Below are 15,819 nucleotides of genomic sequence, written 5' to 3' on the forward strand. Positions count from 1 at the left end.
CCCATGACCGACTCCGCCGAGGCCACCGCGCACTCCGGCCCCTCCCCCGACCCGGCGCAGCGCAGGCGCGAACAGCGCGGCTGGTACCTGTACGACTGGGCGAACTCGGTGTTCATCACCTCGGTGGTCACCGTGCTCATCGGCCCCTACCTGAGCGGCCTGGCCTGCTCCTCGGCCGGCGCCGACACCTCGGCCGCCTGCCTGGACCCCGGCCTGACCCTGGGGCTGTTCGGACTGCACCCCAACGCGCTCTACCCGGCGCTGACCACCACGGCCATCCTCATCCAGATCCTGCTGCTGCCGATGTTCGGGGCGCTGCTCGACCACTCGCAGCACAAGAAGCGGTGGCTGTTCTGGACGGCGTTCGGCGGGTCGGCCGCCACCCTCGGCCTGTACTTCGCCACCGACGGGTACCTGGCCGCCTCGGTGCTGTTCCTGCTGGCCAACCTGCTGTACGGCTTCTCGATCGTGGCCTACAACGCGTTCCTGCCCGAGATCGCCACCGCCGACGAACGCGACCGGGTCTCGGTGGCCGGGTGGGGCATCGGCTACCTCGGCGGGGCGCTGCTGCTGGTCGCGCACCTGCTGCTGGTGCTCAACGCCGACGCGCTGGGCATCGGCGCCGGCGACGCGGCCCGGATCGCGTTCGCCTCCTGCGGCATCTGGTGGCTGGGCTTCACGGTCCTGTCGCTGCGGCCGCTGCGCAACCGCTACGGCGCGCTGGCCACCGGCGGGCCGCCCCGGCTGGGCGCCTCGCTGAAGCAGTTCGGGCGCACGCTCAAGGACATGCGCAAGTACCCGAACACGATCCTGTTCCTGCTCGCGTTCATCTTCTTCAACGACGGGGTGCAGGCGGCCATCCGCTACGCCGCCCCCTTCGCCACCCAGGACCTGGGCCTGGACCAGGGCATCCTGATCACGACGATCCTCATCATCCAGTTCGTGGCCTTCGGCGGCGCCTTCGCCACCGGGTGGCTGTCCCGGCGCCTGGGGTCCAAGCAGACGGTCCTGGCGACCCTGGTGGTCTGGTGCGGCCTGGTCTCGGCGGCGTACTTCCTGCCCGCGGGCAACGTGCCGCTGTTCATCACCCTGGGCGTGGGCATCGGCCTGGTGCTGGGCGGTACCCAGTCGCTGGCCCGGTCGCTGTTCTCACAGCTCATCCCCAAGGGCCGGGAGGCGGAGTACTTCAGCCTCTACCAGATCTCCGACAAGGGGTCGACCTTCCTGGGGTCGCTGGCGGTGACCGTGGCGGTGTCGATCACCGGCGGCTACCGGGTGGCGGTCGTGTCGCTGATCGCGTTCTTCATCATCGGCGGCCTCCTGCTGTGGCGCACCCGCATGCGCGAGGGCATCATCGCCGTCGGCAACGAGGTCCCCGCCCGCCTCTGACCCGCTCCCGCAGCCCGCGCGGGGCCCCGGCACCCGCCGGGGCCCCGCGCCGCGTCAGCCCTCCAGGACCTCGGTGAAGTGGAAGGCGGGGATGACCATCCCGGCCGCCAGGTAGAACCGGTGGGCGTCGTGGCGGGCGGTGCCCGAGTCCAGGTGCACCTGGCCGCAGCCCTCCCTCCGGGCCCGGTCGCGCAGCCAGTCCAACAGGGCCCGGCCGTGCCCGCGGCCGCGCACCCCGGGCAGGCTCACCAGGTCGTCCACGTACAGGTACCGGCCCCAGGCCAGGGAGCGGCCCACCCGGAAACCCGCCACCGCCGTGGCGTGCCCCTCAGGGTCCTCGAACACCCCGGCCAGCCGGTAGCCGCCCGGCCGCAGCTCCCCGTCCACCAGCGCGGTGAACGCTTCCGCGTCGCCGATGCCCGGCCGCAGCTCGCGCATCGCCCGGTGCGCACGGCGGGCCTGTCCCGGCTCGATCTCCACTACCTTCACGTCCGGAATCCTAGGCGGCGGGCGGCGTGCCGCCGTTGTCCGGGGTGCCCGGGACGGTGGGCGGGTCCAGGCGGGTGCAGCGGTCGGTGCAGCGGGGTGCGGCGCCGCACGATCCCATGCCGGGCCGGTGCCGGGTGCGCTCGGCGCCGCACACGGCCGCCGTGCGGACACCGTCGGCGCGGAACCGGCTCGGGGCGGCCTCGTCGTCGGGGTCGGTCGCGGCGGCGGGCAGGGCGTGCAGCCGGTCCCGGTCCGGGGCGGTGGAGGCCCGCCGGCGGTGGCGGTTGGCGGCCGTCGGCATCGCGCTCATGGCACCGCAGGATAGCCCGGGTGTCGGTGGGGGGCGGGATACTGGGGCGCGATGTGAACGGGGGACGGATGCGGGTGCTGCACGGGGTGTGGGATCGGGACGCGCTGGTGGTGTGGGGCGAGGGCGAGACCCCCGGCGGCGCGCGGGCCGGGGGGCGGCCGCACCCGTTCGCGCTGGGGCACCGGGAACTGGCGGCGCTGACGGGCGAGGAGGGGGCGCCGACGGTGCTGGAGCTGCGGCTGCCCGGGACGACGTCCGCGCCGGACCGGTCCACGGAGGCGTCCGGGGAGCCCGCCGCGTTCCACACCTGGACGGTGCCCGGGCTGCGGCTGCCGCCCGCGGCCGCCGACCGGCTGCTGGGCGGCCTGCCCGGCGGGGCCGGGCCGTCCCTGCGGCACCTGGCCGCGGTGGACGCCTTCGCCCGGGCGCTGGTGGAGGCGGGGTGCGTGCTGCCCGACCTGGTGGGCGACCGGGCGCGGTGGCGGCCCGCGCCAACGGCGTGGGCCGAGGAGCACCTGGCCGCGCTCACCGCCTCGCTGCCCGCCTCGGCCCGCGCCCACCTGCCCGGGGCCGACGCCGACGCCGTGGCGCGGGCGTGTGTGCTGGCGCCCGTGGAGCTGCTCACCGACGCCGTGGCCCGGCGCACGGCACGGCCGCCGCGCACCCCGGACGCGCTGCTGGCGGCCGCCTTGACCGGGGAGGACGCCGCCCTGGACGCCGGGGTCGCCGCCCGGCTGCGCCCCGCTCTGAAGGAGTGGCGCTCCCGGGTGCGCGGCGCCGGGCGCGCCGCCCTGCTGTTCCTGCTGCGCGAACCCGAACGCGCCACTCCCTGGACCGTCGAGTTCTGGGTGCGCTCGGTCGCCGACCCCGGTCTGCGCCTGCCCCTGGAACAGGTGTGGTCGGGCGAGGGCGCCGCCTGGCTGCCCGCGGACGTGTCCGCCACCGCCCTGGCCGACCTGCGCCGCGCCGCCCGCCACCACCCGCTCATCGGCCGGGCCCTGCGCGACCTGGCCCCCTCCCGCCTGCTGCTGAGCGTGGAGGACGCCCAGCGGTTCGTCGCCGAGGCCGCCCCCGCGCTGACCGCCGCCGGGTTCGGCGTGGTCCTGCCCGAGCTGCGCAAGGGCCCCCGGGTGGGCCTGCGCATGACCGCCGAACCCGTCAAGGGCCGCAGGGGCACCGGCGGCATCGGCCCCTCCGACATCGTCCAGGTCTCCTTCGAGGCGGTCCTGCGCGGCGACCCCGACGGTGAGACCGAGCCCCTCACCGAGGAGGAGCTGGCCGAGCTCGCCGAACTCGCCCGCCTCAAACGCTCCCTGGTGCGGGTGCGCGGCCGCTGGACCCAGCTCGACCCCGAACGCCTCCAGGCCGCCCTGGAGTGGATCTCCACCCGCGGGCGCCGGATGCGCCCCGACGAGGCCGTGCGCACCGCCGTCGGAGCCGGCCAGGCCCCGCCGCTGCCGGTGGAGGAGGTCCTCGCCCCCGGCCCCCTGGGGGCCCTGTTCGACGGCTCGGCCGCCGCCGACCTGCGCCCGCTGGGCACCCCCGACGGGTTCAGGGCCCACCTGCGCCCCTACCAGGAACGCGGTGCCTCCTGGCTGCGGTTCCTCGGCGAGCTGGGCCTGGGCGCCGTCCTGGCCGACGACATGGGCCTGGGCAAGACCGTCCAGCTGCTGGCCCTGCTCGCCGACGCCCGCCCCCTGGACACCGGCCCCACCCTGCTGGTGTGCCCGGTGTCCCTGGTCGGCAACTGGCGGCGCGAGGCCGAACGCTTCGCCCCCGACCTGCGCGTCCACGTCCAGCACGGCCCCGACCGCCCGCACGGCAACGACCTGGCCCGCCTGGTCGGCCACTGCGACCTGGTCGTCACCACCTACGGGGTGGTCTCCCGCGACAGCGGCGAACTCGCGGGCCTGCCCTGGCAGCGCGTGGTCTGCGACGAGGCCCAGGCCCTGAAGAACCACGGCACCCTCCAGGCGAAGGCGGTGCGCTCCCTGCCCGCCCGCAACCGCATCGCGCTCACCGGCACCCCGGTCGAGAACGACCTGGAGGAGCTGTGGTCGATCATGGACTTCGCCAACCCGGGCCTGCTCGGCTCGGCCGCGGCGTTCCGGGAGGCCGTGGCCGGGGAGGACGGACCCGACACCGCCCGGGTCCGGCGGATGACCGGCCCGTTCGTGCTGCGCCGCCTCAAGACCGACCGGTCGATCATCGCCGACCTGCCCGAGAAGGTGGAGATGCGCACCTGGTGCACCCTCACCCCCGAGCAGGCGTCGCTGTACAAGGCGGTGGTGGAGGAGATGACCGAGCGCCTGCGCGAGGCCGACGAGCGCGAACGCAAGGGCCTGGTGCTGGCGACCATGACCCGCCTCAAACAGATCTGCAACCACCCAGCCCAGTTCCTGGGCGACGGCTCGGCGCTGGCGGGGCGCTCGGGCAAGCTGGAGCGGCTGGAGTCGATCCTGGGCGAGGCCGCCGCCGAGGGCGACAAGGCCCTGTGCTTCACCCAGTACGCCCGCTTCGGCGACCGGCTCGCCCCCTACCTGCGCTCACGGCTGGGGGTGCCGGTGCTGTGGCTGCACGGCGGCACCCCGCGCGCCGAACGCGAGGAGATGACCCGCCGCTTCCAGGGCATGGACGGCCCGGCCGTGTTCCTGCTCTCCCTCAAGGCCGCGGGCACCGGCCTCAACCTCACCGCCGCCAACCACGTCGTGCACGTCGACCGGTGGTGGAACCCGGCGGTGGAGGACCAGGCGACCGACCGGGCGTTCCGGATCGGGCAGCGGCGCGACGTGCAGGTCCGCAAGATGGTGTGCGTGGGCACCGTGGAGGAGCGGGTGGACGAGATGATCGAACGCAAGAGCGCCCTGGCCCGGGGGGCGGTGGCCACCGGCGAGGCGTGGCTGGCCGGGCTGTCGGTGGAGGACCTGCGCGAGGTGGTGCGCCTGGCGCCGGAGGCCGTGGCGTGAGCTGGTCGGAGCAGGTGGAGCAGTGGCTGGGCCCGCTGCGGCCGGGCCCGGTGGAGCGGCTGGCGGTGCGCCCGGGCGAGGTCACCGCCCGGGTCGGCGGGTTCGAGGTGAGCCTCATCCGCACGGTGCCCGAGGACGCCCGCTGGGAGCGGGTGTGCGCCGCCCTGGCCTCCCAGGAGGTGTTCCGGGCGAGGGTGCTGGCCGGGGAGCTGCCGCCGGCCGCGGCGCGGGTGTGCGCGATGTTCGGGGTCGACCTGGTGCCCCGGGGCTGGGAGGCCCTGGTGGCGACCTGCTCCTGCGACCGCTGGGACGCGGTGTGCGCGCACCTGCGCACGACGGCCGCCGCCCTGGGCGCCGGGGCCGACCGCGATCCTTTCTCGCTCACCCGGTGGGCGGGCCTGGACAAGGGGGCGCTGCGCACCCGGGTCATGGCCGCCGGGCGCATAAAAGGACCTTCGGTCCCAGAGGAGACAGCTCGGGATAATGCCTCCGAGGCGATAATCGAAGACGCCGCCGATCCCGCCGGTCACGCACCGGACTCCGCGGCGGTGTTCTGGTCGGCGCCTTCCCTGCCCGGGGCCGTGGATATACCCTCGGGATCCGGAGACCGCGTCAGGGCCGCGGCTCCGGGCGCGCTGGCCGACGAAATCCCGCCATTCCCGCGCCCGGCGACCTGAACCCGGGGCGATCGAATGCGTGATTTCTGATTTCCTCGGGAAAACGCCGGTGGGAAGGGTGCCGGACGGTTACGATTCGGCTGAAGATCACGTCGCACGGCGTGACGGATTCCCGTACAGGAAAACGGGAACCGGTTCCGGCGCGGACGCCGCCGCGCCGCACGAGCACAGGAGGTCGACGATGCCGGTCCGCAGCCCCGCACCGCGCGCCCTCCGTCCCTTCCTCCGGGCCCTCTCCTCCGTAGCGCCGCACCCGCAAGCGACGACCGCACCCACACGAAGAAGGAGGCAGGGGCGCCCTCTGCCCGGCACAGTCCGCCGGGTGCCGCCCCGGACCGCACATGGCCGACCGCTTCCCCCCCGACATCGACATGGAGACCCCCAGCGTCGCCCGCATGTACGACTACCTGCTGGGCGGCAAGGACAACTTCGAGGTGGACCGAAAGGCCTGTGACGTCCTCCTGGCACAGGTCCCGGAGCTGCTGACGCTCTCCAACCAGAACCGGGCCTTCCTGACCCGGGCGGTGGAGTACGCGGCCTCCCGGGGCATCGACCAGTTCCTCGACCTGGGCGCGGGGCTGCCCACCGCGGACAACACCCACCAGGTCGCCCAGCGCGTCGCACCGGGCGCCCGGGTGCTGTACGTGGACAACGACCCCATCGTCATCGCCCACGGCCGGGCCCTGCTGGCGGGCGGCCGGGGCGCGGATTTCCTGATGGCCGACATCTCCCAGGGGGTGGAGCCGGTCCTGACCGACCCCCGCACGCTCGACCTGCTGGACACCGACCGGCCGCTGGGCGTGATGCTGGTGTCGATGCTGCACTGCATCCCCGACAGCGCCGACCCGTTCGGCATGGTGGCCGGGCTGATGGAGCGGATGGCCCCGGGGTCGGTCCTGATCTACTCCCACATCGTGTCCGACGACCCCGGGACCGCCCGGTGGGTCACCGACAAGATGCTCTCCTTCGGCACCCCGTGGGGACGGGTGCGCTCCCCCCAGGAGGCCGCGGCGGCCTTCGACGGACTGGAGAAGGTGAGCGCCTGGGCCGACGACCGCGACGAGGAGCCGCGGGCCGTGGACTGCGCCAGCTGGCGCCACCCCGAGATCGCGCCGCGCACCCGGCCCGGCGACCTCACCGTGAAGCTGTGGGAGTACTCGGGGGTGGCGGTCAAACCCTGAGCCTCCTGCGGACACCGGGGCGCCGTCCCCGCCGGAGCGCTCCGGCGGGGACGGCGCCCCCTCAGCCCCGCGCCGAGAAGTGCCCCAGCAGCAGGGCGTTCACCTCGTCCGGGCGCTGCCGGGACACCAGGTGGGCGGTGTCGGGCAGCACGGTGTACTCCGCCCCCGGCAGCAGCCGGGCGATCACCCCGGCGTGGTCGGCGGCCGGCGTCGAGGGGTCCTCGGCCCCGGCCACCACCAGGGTCGCGACCCCGACTCCGGGCAGGTCCCCGCGCACGTCGTGGCCGGCGACGGCCTCGCAGCAGCCCGCGTACCCCTCCGGGTCGGTGGCGGCGACCTGGCCGCGCAGTTCGGCGACCTCGCCGGGGTGCTCCGCGGCGAAGCCGGGGGTCAGCCAGCGGCCCACCACCGTGTCGGCCACGGCACCGGTCCCCCGTTCGCGCACCAGGGCGGCCCGCTCCCGCCAGGGCCCGGCCGGGCCCGCGTAGGGCGAGGTGGCCAGCAGGGCCAGCCGGTCCAGGCGGTCGGGGCGGTGGACCGCCAGCCACTGGCCCACCATCCCGCCCAGGGACAGGCCCGCGTAGTGGGCCCGCCCGATGCCCAGCCGGTCCAGCAGGGCCACCACGTCCCCGCCCAGGTCCGCCATCGTGTAGGGGCCGGGCGGGACCGGGGAGCCGCCGTGGCCGCGGTGGTCGAAGCGGATCACCCGGAACCCGGTGGACAGCGCCGCCACCTGCGGCTCCCACATGGCGGTGGTGGTGCCCAGCGAACCGCCCAGCAGCAGCGGGGGTGCGTCGGCGGGGCCGTCCTCGACGTGGTGCAGGTCGACGCTCATGGTCCTGTCCCCTTCCGTTGCGGTATCCGGGTGCGGGCCCATCCTGCCAGCGGCGGCGCGCGCCCGGGCACCGGCGCACCGCCCGGCCCCCTCGTCGGTAAGCTCGACCCGGTACCGGAACCCGCCGGCACGGTCGGGCGACCTGGTCGCCCGGGGCCATGCCGCCCGCCCCGATCCGCCCGGCCCGACCGCCCCACTCCCAGGAAGCGCAGATGCCCACCGAAGACGAACCGGAACGCGGCCCCCATTTCGTGCAGTCCCTGGAGCGCGGCCTGCTGGTCATCCGGGCGTTCTCCGCCGAACGCCCCTCCATGACCCTGAGCGACGTGGCCCGGGAGACGCACCTGACCCGGGCGGCGGCCCGCCGCTTCCTGCTGACCCTGGCCGACCTGGGGTACGTGCGCACCGACGGGCGGCAGTTCTCCCTGACCCCGCGCGTCCTGGAACTTGGATACGCCTACGTGGCCTCGGCCGGGCTGCCCGACGTCGCCCAGCCGCACCTGGAGGACCTGTCCGCCCGGGTGCACGAGTCGGCGTCGGTGTCGGTGCTGGACGGCGACGACGTCCTGTACGTGGCGCGGGTGGCGACCTCGCGCATCATGACCGTCTCCATCCGGGTCGGCACCCGCTTCCCTGCCGTGGCCACGTCGATGGGCCGGGTGCTGCTGGCCGACCGCGACGACGCCGAACTCGACGACTTCCTCGCCCGGGTGCGCCTGGAGCCGCTGACCCGGTTCACCATCACCGACCCCGCGCGGTTGCGCGCCGAGCTGCACCGGGTGCGCGAGCAGGGGTACTCGATCGTGGACCAGGAGCTGGAGGAGGGGCTGCGGTCGCTGGCCGCCCCCGTCCGCGACACCACCGGCAGGGTGATAGCGGCCGCGAACGTGTCGGCGCAGGCCAACCGGTCCTCCATCGAGGACGTGCGCCGCGACCTGCTGCCCGCCCTGCTGGAGGCCACCGCCCGCATCGAGGCGGACCTGGCGTCGGTGTCGCGCCGCGACGCGGGCGTGTGACCCGGTCCGCGCCCGGCCCCGGGCGCGGCACTCCTCCCGGCCTGGACGGCCCCGGGCCTGCCGCCGACGGCCGCGGGCCGGGGATGCGCCCCGTCGGATGCCGCTCCGGCCCACGGCCGCGGGTTGTCCGTGGCACCGCCGCCGGTCCCGGCGGGGCGCCGGCACACGGGGCGGCGGCCGGGACACCCGGGCGCCGCCCCGCCCGGGGAGCGGCTCAGGAAAGCCAGCCGGGCCGCACCACGCCGCTCTCATAGGCGATGACCACCAACTGGGCCCGGTCCCGCGCCCCCAGCTTGGCCAGCACCCGGCTCACGTGCGTCTTGGCGGTGGCCGTGGAGACCACCAGCCGCCGGGCCAGCTCGTCGTTGCTGAGCCCCTCGGCGACACCGGCCAGGACCTCGCGCTCGCGCACCGTCAGGCTGTTGAGCCGCGTGGCCGGCGGAGGCTCCTTGATCCGGTCCGCGAACTCGGCGATCAACCTCCGGGTGACACCCGGCGACAGCAGGGAGTCGCCCCGCGCCGCCACCCGCACGCCGTGGATCAGCTCCATCGGCTCGGTGTCCTTGACCAGGAACCCGCTGGCCCCCGCCCGCAGCGCAGCATAAACGTACTCGTCCAGGTCGAATGTCGTGAGGATGACGATGCGCACCCCCTCCGAACGCGGGTCCGCCACGATCCGCCGGGTCGCCTCCAGACCGTCGATCCCCGGCATCCTGATGTCCATCAGCACCACGTCGGGGCGCTCGCGCAGGGCGGTCTCCACCGCCTCCAGACCGTCACCCGCCTCCGCGATGACGGAGATGTCGTCCTCACCGTCGAGGATCGACCGGAAACCCGCCCGGACCAGGGTCTGGTCGTCGGCGATCAGAACGTCGACCACATCTCGCCTTCCTTCCATCTCGTACCGCCTCCCACCGAAGAGCGCGGGGGCCGCTCACCGTCCTTCCACCGGGAAGCGCGCGTACACCTGGAACCCGCCCCCTGAACGGAAACCCGCCGAGAACTCACCGCCCAGCGCCAGGACGCGCTCACGCATCCCCCGCAGCCCGTTGCCCTCGGTCTGCGCCCCCGCCGCACCCCCGGGCCCGTTGTCGGCGACCCGCACCGAGAACGCCTGCGGCCCGTGCTCGACCGCCACCTCCACCCGGTCGGCCCCCGAGTGGCGGCGCACGTTGGTCAGCGCCTCCTGCACGATGCGGTAGGCCGCCGCACCCACCGGGGCGGGCGGCTCGGGGCCGGCGAACTCCTCGCTCTCGGCCCCGTCCACGGTCAGCACCGCCGTCAGCCCCGCCTCGCGCGCACCGCGCACCAGCTCGGGCAGCCTCCCCGCGGCGGGGACCGGCGCCCTCTCCCCGTCCTGCTCGTCCACCTGGCGCAGCACGCCCAGCGTCGTGCGCAGCTCCCGCAACGTTTCCTTGCTGGCGGTCTTGATCGCCTCCAGCGCCTCGAAGGCCCGTTCCGGGTCCCGGCGGTGCACCGCCGAGGACGCCTGCACGTTGATCAGGGAGATGTTGTGCGCGATCACGTCGTGCAGCTCCCGGGCGATGTGCAACCGCTCCTCGGTGGCACGGCGCCGTGCCTCCTCCTCCCGAGTCCGCTCGGCCTCGGCGGCGCGCTGCTCCACCGCACGCAGGTAGGCGGCCCGGTTGCGGATGATCTCCGCGGCGGCGACGATGACCGCCATCCACGCCAGGACGGCCGCCGACCGCCACGGGTCGAAGGCCGTGATCTCGGCAAGGGCGAAGAACCCCAGCGCGACGGCCACCGCGGCCACCGGCGCCGCCCGGCGGCCGTCGGCCGCCGACCGCACGACCGCCACGAACAGCATCAGCCACGCCACCCATGTGTCCTCGCTGCCCGTCACGTAGTACAGCGGCAGGCACAGGCCCACGGTGACGGATGCGGCCATGGGCCACCGGCCGATCAGGGCGATCGAGGCCGAGCCCACCAGGAGGATCGCCACGCTGAGCGGCTCGGGCCGCATCCCCCGGTCGAACGCGAACACCGTCTCGGCGATGACCAGGGCCACTGCCGTCACCACCGCGATGGCGGCGTCGGTGGCCGTCTCGGTCCGCCCGCCCGGCGCCGCCTCAGCCGGGCCCGGCTCCCCACCGGTCCACCCGTTCCCGCCGGGCCTCGAGGGCACCTGCGGTCACCTTCCCTTCCGCGTCACCAGCATGGGACCGCCCACCAAGCCGATGGCGGCGAACAGGACGATGACGAAACGCACCGAGGAGGCCCACGGGGGCAGTTCGCCCCCGCCCAGGAGCAGCAGGGCGATACCGATCAGCTCCGACACGACGAAGCCCACAACGATGCCCGCGAGCAGCCCCAGCACGGCGGCCCCCAGCATCTTCAGCCCGTTGCCCATGGCCCGGTCCTTTCGGATCAACTTCTATCACGGTGGATCCGTAGCCTAAGGAGCGGTCACCGGGCCCGTCGTCCGCCCACGGTGGACACCCGGTGTCCGCCCTGAGAGGTACGCGGGCGCCCGCGCACCGCCCGGGGCGGGCTCCCCGGGCCCGGGTGAGGCCCCTGCGCACGGTGCCGGACTCGGCGGTGCCGCTCGGCAGTCGGCCGTGCCGCCCCCGGCCCGGTCGTCGCGGCCATCGCCGCCTCCGCCACCGGCACAAAGCGCCGCCCCGGCCAGGAGCGGGGCGACCGCCGCTCCGGTGGCCCGCACCCACGCCGAGACGGTCATCCAGCTGAACGCCTGGCTCGCGGACCAGGGGGTGCGCCTGAACCTCTGACGCGGGCCCGGTGGCGGCGCACCGCGTCGCGGTTGCCGCAGGCCGGCGAGCAGTAGCGCTGGCGGCCGTTGCGGGAGAAGTCGGCGAAGACGCGGCCGCAGTCGTCCGCGGCGCACCGGCCCAGCCGGTCCATGCCCCGACCGGTCAGGTGCAGGGCCGTGCCCACCGAGACGAGCACGGCGATCTGGTGGTGGGCGGCCAGCCCGTCGGGGCGGTAGTGCAGGTGCCAGCCGTCGCCGGTGTGGTCGGTCAGGCGCGGAGCCGACGCGAACTCGGTGAGCAGCGGGTTCAGGCGGGCCGCCCGCTCACCGGGGCCGTCGGCGTCCACGACCCGCGTCCACCGCTCCAGGAAGGCGCGGACCCGCACCAGGTCGTCCGCGCCGACCGGCCGCTCCAGGACGAACCCGACCTCGGCGCAGCGCCGGGCCAGGTCCTCGGTGTCGCGCACGGGGCGGTTGACCAGGTCCACGGCCAGCCCCACCGGGTCCCGCCCGTAAGGGTTGATATGCATAATGCCATTACACCAGACTGGAGGCATGACCACCGAGCACCGACACCACTGGACCACCGACTCCGCCCACACCACCAGCGAGGGCCTGGTCTCCTACCAGCACTGCCCCTGCGGCCGCCGCCGCGTCACCCTGACCCCGCCCCTGGTCCTGGCAGCCCCCGCCGACCGCTGACCCGCGCCCGGCCCGGCCCGCGCACCGGGCCCCGTGGCGCCTTGCGGGTGTCCGCCACCGCCTGAGATCCTGCCCGCAGCACCGGCCGGGACCCGACGGCGGTGGCCGCACACGAAAGGGACATCCGTGACCGACCAGAACGCCGCGGCGGGCACCGCCGCACTCTCGGGGACCCTCGCCCTGGGAGGCGACCTGCCCGTCCACCGGCTCGGCTTCGGAGCCATGCGCATCGTCGGCGAAGGAGTCTGGGGCCCGCCCCGCGACCGCGACGAGGCCCTGGCGGTCCTGCGCAGAGCCGTCGAGCTGGGCGTCACCTTCATCGACACCGCCGACTCCTACGGCCCCCAGATCAGCGAACAGCTCATCCGGGAGGCCCTGCACCCCTATCCCGAGGGCCTCGTCATCGCCACCAAGGCCGGGTTCGTGCGCACCGGCCCGGGCCGCTGGCACCGCCTGGGCCGCCCCGAGTACCTGCGCCAGCAGGTGGAGATGAGCCTGCGCACCCTGGGCCTGGAACGCATCGACCTGTTCCAGCTCCACCGCATCGACCCCGAGGTGCCCCTGGCCGACCAGCTCGGCGAACTCGCCCGGCTGCGCGCCGAGGGCAAGATCGGCCACATCGGGCTCAGCGAGGTGAACGTGGACGAACTCTCCGCCGCCCGCGCCATCACCCCCATCGCCTCGGTCCAGAACCAGTACGCCCCCTCCTTCCGCCAGTCCGAGGACGTCCTGGAGCAGTGCGAGAAGGACGGCATCGCCTTCCTGCCCTGGGCCCCGGTGGACCGGGGCGCCCTGGCCGCGGCCGACTCCCCGCTGGCGGCCCTGGCCGCCGAACGCGGCGTCACCCCGGCCCAGCTCGCACTGGCCTGGCTGCTGCACCGCTCACCGGTGATGGTGCCGATCCCGGGCACCTCCCGGGTGGCGCACCTGGAGGAGAACGTCGCGGCCGCCGCCCTGCGGCTGTCGGAGGAGGAGGTCGACCGCATCGGCAGCCACCTCGGCTGAGGCGCCCGCGCCCGGCCGCCGCGCCGGGCGCGCCTCAGGCCGGCCGCAGCCGGAACACCTGCAGGGGCATGTCGTAGTACTTCTCCGTCTCGCCCACCCACTCCATGCCCAGTCGCCGGGCCACCGCGATGGCCCGCTCGTTGCGGGGCCGGGCGACCGCGAAGATCTCCTCGATGCCCTGCTCGAACGCCCACCCGATCACGGCCCGGCTGGCCTCGGTGGCGTACCCCCGCCCCCACACGTCCGGGCGCAGCGCCCAGGTGAGCTCGAAGTCCTCCTCATAGGGGGGCAGCAGCTTCAGGGACAGCCCGCCCACCAGCTCGTCGTCCTCCTTGCGCACGATGGCCCAGCGCCCGGCGGGGGGGATGAGGTTGGGTCCCGCCTCGATCCAGGCGTGCAGCACCGAGCGCATCGCGCCCGCGTCGTTCACCGGGTGCCATTCCGGCGTCAGCCAGTGCGCCACCTCAGCGGCCCCGTAGATCTTCAGGGCGGCTTCGGCGTCGTCCAGCTCCCACTCCCTGACCAGGAGTCGGTCGGTCGGCAGCTCAAGGCTCATACCACAACGGTAGCGGCCGCGCGAGCAGCCGCACAGGGGCGCGGGGACAAGAGTGGGCATCCGTTGGGGAAGCCGGGCGCGACCCGCACCGGACACCTCCTACCCCCCGCGCACCACGGCGGGGGAAACGGTTCGTCATCTGCTCTTTACCCAGGGTCTTCGGATCGCCTATCGTGGAACCCCCGGCTGGGAGCGCTCCCACTCCTGGAGGGCGCCGCGGTCGACTCCCCCGCCCCCCGGCCGGCACCCGCGCCCGGGCCCGCCGTGGGGGACGGGCTCGGGCGCTCCCCGCTCAGGCGGGTGCGCCCACCGCCGCCCGCACGTCCGCGGTGATCCGCGCCGCCGTCCCGCCGATGTCCCCCACGAAGTAGAAGTGGCCGCCGGGCAGGGTGTGCCGCACCACCGGCCCCGCCGCGTACTCCCGCCAGGCGTCCATGCGCGCGGGCGGCACCCCGGTGTCGCCGGCCCCGCCCAGCGCCGAGACCGCCACCGACGGCGGCAGCGGCGGGGTGCCCGGCACCGGGCGCCAGGTGTCCACCAGCTCCAGGTCGGCGCGGACCAGCGGCTCGGCCGCCCGCCACCGCTCCGGATCGGCCAGGACCGCCGACGGGGTCCCGCCCATCCGCGCCAGCCCCTCCCGCAGCCGGTCGCCGGGCAGCAGGTGCCGGGGCTCCTCCCGCTCCGGGCCCGGCGCCGGACTCCACGCCGACACCCCCAGCCACGCCGGCACCGGCCCGCCCTCGGCCAGGGCCAGCAGCGCGATCTCATAGGCGACCAGGGCGCCCATGCTGTGCCCGAACAACCCGAAGGGCCGGTCGTGGCCGCCGACGACCAGCGGGTACAGGAACCGGGCCAGCTCCCGCGCCCCGCGCAGCGGCCCGCCGCCGCCCGAGCCGCGCCCGGGCGCCTGGAGCAGGCACACGTCCCAGTCGGCGGGCAGGTGGCGCACCCAGGGCCGGTAGGCCTGCGCCGAGCCGCCCGCGTGGTGCAGGACGAACAGCCGAAAGCCCCACTCGGGCACCGGCCGGATCCGGATCAGGGCATCGGGCCGCACCGCACTCCCCCCAACGTCGAGGGCACGGCCCACCGCCGCACCAGCGGCAAAACTACCAGCCGGTAACACTGGTGGGTAACAAAAGGCCCCGGCGCCGCCCGCTACCCTTCACCCCATGGCGGTTCCCCGACCCACCCGGGCGCTCAACGAAGGCGTGCGCAAGAGCATGCGCGCCAACAGGGGCCGCGACACCGGCCCCGAACTGGCCCTGCGCCGGCTGGTCCACGCCGCCGGCCTGCGCTACCGCGTCTCGGCCCGCCCCCTGCCGGCCCTGCGCCGCACCGCCGACCTCGTCTTCACCCGCAGGCGCGTGGCGGTCTTCGTCGACGGCTGCTTCTGGCACGGCTGCCCCGAGCACCACACGCGGGCGCGCACCAACGCCGCCTACTGGGCCGACAAGGTCGCCGCCAACCGCGCACGCGACGCCGACACCGACCGCCGTCTGGCCGAGGCCGGGTGGACCGTGCTGCGCTTCTGGGAGCACGAGGACCCCGCCGCGGCCGCCGCGCGGGTGGTCGCCGCGGTGCGCGCGGCACCGCCGGCACCCCGCAGGTGACCGGATCCGGCCACATCCGGGTCAGTCCCGCCGGTCGCCTCCCCGCGCGAGCCCGGCCCGGGCCCGCGTACCCAGGGCGCGCAGGCGGTCCCGCACCCGGCCCGGCAGGGCCCTGGCCCACCCCGGCCCGGCCTGCGCCGGAACCTCCTGGTCACCGCCCCGCCCGTCCGCCCCGGCGGCCCCGGCGGCCTGCGCCGTGCGCTCCCGCAACCGGTCCCTGACCTGGTCGGGGGTGTAGGCGCGGCGCTGGCGCTCCGCACGGGCGATCGCCACGCCCGTGGCCGCCACACCCACGAAAGCCGCCGCTCCCAGTACTTTCCACCATCGCATGTGCCTAGGCTAACGGTGTGGC

General features: G+C 75.2%; 18 protein-coding genes. 8 read left to right on the forward strand and 10 right to left on the reverse strand.

The annotated features are described in order from the left end of the window. Window positions 1–3 precede the first annotated feature (3 nt). Window positions 4–1,389, forward strand: coding sequence for an MFS transporter (locus ACSUPR_RS03340; RefSeq protein ID WP_436889427.1), 1,386 nt, complete (start codon window positions 4–6; stop codon window positions 1,387–1,389). Window positions 1,390–1,443: 54 nt separating this feature from the next. Here the strand turns inward: ACSUPR_RS03340 and ACSUPR_RS03345 are convergent, their stop codons facing one another. Together ACSUPR_RS03345 and ACSUPR_RS03350 are read right to left on the reverse strand one after the other, a co-directional pair. Continuing rightward, window positions 1,444–1,878, reverse strand: a complete 435-nt coding sequence (locus tag ACSUPR_RS03345; protein WP_436889428.1) for a GNAT family N-acetyltransferase — start codon at window positions 1,876–1,878, stop codon at window positions 1,444–1,446. A gap of 10 nt (window positions 1,879–1,888) precedes the next feature. Further along, window positions 1,889–2,188: a hypothetical protein gene (locus ACSUPR_RS03350; RefSeq protein WP_436889429.1), complete on the reverse strand. Its 300-nt coding sequence runs from the start codon at window positions 2,186–2,188 to the stop codon at window positions 1,889–1,891. A gap of 68 nt (window positions 2,189–2,256) precedes the next feature. Between ACSUPR_RS03350 and ACSUPR_RS03355 the strand changes: the two genes are divergently transcribed. The 3 genes from ACSUPR_RS03355 to ACSUPR_RS03365 all read left to right on the forward strand — a co-directional run bounded on the left by ACSUPR_RS03355 (window position 2,257) and on the right by ACSUPR_RS03365 (window position 7,012). Further along, complete coding sequence (locus ACSUPR_RS03355) at window positions 2,257–5,154, forward strand: SNF2-related protein (RefSeq protein WP_436892218.1); 2,898 nt, start codon at window positions 2,257–2,259, stop codon at window positions 5,152–5,154. Continuing rightward, window positions 5,151–5,831 (forward strand): hypothetical protein, encoded by a 681-nt coding sequence (locus ACSUPR_RS03360; RefSeq protein ID WP_436889430.1) that lies wholly within the window; start codon window positions 5,151–5,153, stop codon window positions 5,829–5,831. The genes ACSUPR_RS03355 and ACSUPR_RS03360 overlap by 4 nt, the downstream gene beginning before the upstream one ends. A gap of 341 nt (window positions 5,832–6,172) precedes the next feature. Beyond that, window positions 6,173–7,012 carry an SAM-dependent methyltransferase gene (locus ACSUPR_RS03365; RefSeq protein WP_436889431.1) on the forward strand — a complete coding sequence of 280 codons (840 nt, stop codon included), beginning with the start codon at window positions 6,173–6,175 and terminating at the stop codon, window positions 7,010–7,012. Between the two features lie 61 nt (window positions 7,013–7,073). On the opposite strand, the gene pcaD is transcribed toward ACSUPR_RS03365, so the two are convergent. After that, window positions 7,074–7,847 (reverse strand): 3-oxoadipate enol-lactonase, encoded by a 774-nt coding sequence (gene pcaD / locus ACSUPR_RS03370; protein ID WP_436889432.1) that lies wholly within the window; start codon window positions 7,845–7,847, stop codon window positions 7,074–7,076. A 212-nt stretch (window positions 7,848–8,059) separates the two neighbouring features. Here pcaD and ACSUPR_RS03375 point away from each other — a divergent pair, with 212 nt between their 5' ends. Further along, window positions 8,060–8,863: an IclR family transcriptional regulator gene (locus ACSUPR_RS03375; protein WP_436889433.1), complete on the forward strand. Its 804-nt coding sequence runs from the start codon at window positions 8,060–8,062 to the stop codon at window positions 8,861–8,863. 214 nt (window positions 8,864–9,077) lie between these two features. On the opposite strand, the gene ACSUPR_RS03380 is transcribed toward ACSUPR_RS03375, so the two are convergent. The 4 genes from ACSUPR_RS03380 to ACSUPR_RS03395 form a co-directional block, all read right to left on the reverse strand. Beyond that, entirely contained in the window at window positions 9,078–9,743 is a 666-nt protein-coding gene (locus ACSUPR_RS03380) for a response regulator (protein WP_436889434.1), read from the reverse strand. Window positions 9,744–9,797: 54 nt separating this feature from the next. After that, entirely contained in the window at window positions 9,798–11,009 is a 1,212-nt protein-coding gene (locus tag ACSUPR_RS03385; protein ID WP_436889435.1) for a sensor histidine kinase, read from the reverse strand. A 6-nt stretch (window positions 11,010–11,015) separates the two neighbouring features. Continuing rightward, on the reverse strand, window positions 11,016–11,234 hold the full coding sequence (locus tag ACSUPR_RS03390) for a DUF5957 family protein (RefSeq protein WP_436889436.1): 219 nt from the start codon (window positions 11,232–11,234) through the stop codon (window positions 11,016–11,018). A gap of 326 nt (window positions 11,235–11,560) precedes the next feature. Beyond that, on the reverse strand, window positions 11,561–12,124 hold the full coding sequence (locus tag ACSUPR_RS03395) for a CGNR zinc finger domain-containing protein (protein WP_436889437.1): 564 nt from the start codon (window positions 12,122–12,124) through the stop codon (window positions 11,561–11,563). A 25-nt stretch (window positions 12,125–12,149) separates the two neighbouring features. Here ACSUPR_RS03395 and ACSUPR_RS03400 point away from each other — a divergent pair, with 25 nt between their 5' ends. Both ACSUPR_RS03400 and ACSUPR_RS03405 read left to right on the forward strand, forming a co-directional pair. Then, window positions 12,150–12,296: a hypothetical protein gene (locus ACSUPR_RS03400; RefSeq protein ID WP_436889438.1), complete on the forward strand. Its 147-nt coding sequence runs from the start codon at window positions 12,150–12,152 to the stop codon at window positions 12,294–12,296. Window positions 12,297–12,422: 126 nt separating this feature from the next. After that, complete coding sequence (locus ACSUPR_RS03405; RefSeq protein WP_436889439.1) at window positions 12,423–13,301, forward strand: aldo/keto reductase; 879 nt, start codon at window positions 12,423–12,425, stop codon at window positions 13,299–13,301. 34 nt (window positions 13,302–13,335) lie between these two features. On the opposite strand, the gene ACSUPR_RS03410 is transcribed toward ACSUPR_RS03405, so the two are convergent. Together ACSUPR_RS03410 and ACSUPR_RS03415 are read right to left on the reverse strand one after the other, a co-directional pair. After that, window positions 13,336–13,857: a GNAT family N-acetyltransferase gene (locus tag ACSUPR_RS03410; protein ID WP_436889440.1), complete on the reverse strand. Its 522-nt coding sequence runs from the start codon at window positions 13,855–13,857 to the stop codon at window positions 13,336–13,338. Window positions 13,858–14,149: 292 nt separating this feature from the next. Then, window positions 14,150–14,911 (reverse strand): thioesterase II family protein, encoded by a 762-nt coding sequence (locus tag ACSUPR_RS03415; protein WP_436889441.1) that lies wholly within the window; start codon window positions 14,909–14,911, stop codon window positions 14,150–14,152. Window positions 14,912–15,077: 166 nt separating this feature from the next. On the opposite strand from ACSUPR_RS03415, the gene ACSUPR_RS03420 reads away from it, so the two are divergent. Continuing rightward, window positions 15,078–15,467, forward strand: coding sequence for a very short patch repair endonuclease (locus ACSUPR_RS03420; RefSeq protein WP_436892219.1), 390 nt, complete (start codon window positions 15,078–15,080; stop codon window positions 15,465–15,467). Window positions 15,468–15,488: 21 nt separating this feature from the next. Here the strand turns inward: ACSUPR_RS03420 and ACSUPR_RS03425 are convergent, their stop codons facing one another. After that, window positions 15,489–15,797 carry a hypothetical protein gene (locus ACSUPR_RS03425; RefSeq protein WP_436889442.1) on the reverse strand — a complete coding sequence of 103 codons (309 nt, stop codon included), beginning with the start codon at window positions 15,795–15,797 and terminating at the stop codon, window positions 15,489–15,491. Window positions 15,798–15,819: the final 22 nt, after the last annotated feature.

It is taken from the genome of Nocardiopsis dassonvillei, from assembly GCF_964273065.1.
Lineage (GTDB): Bacteria > Actinomycetota > Actinomycetes > Streptosporangiales > Streptosporangiaceae > Nocardiopsis > Nocardiopsis dassonvillei_B.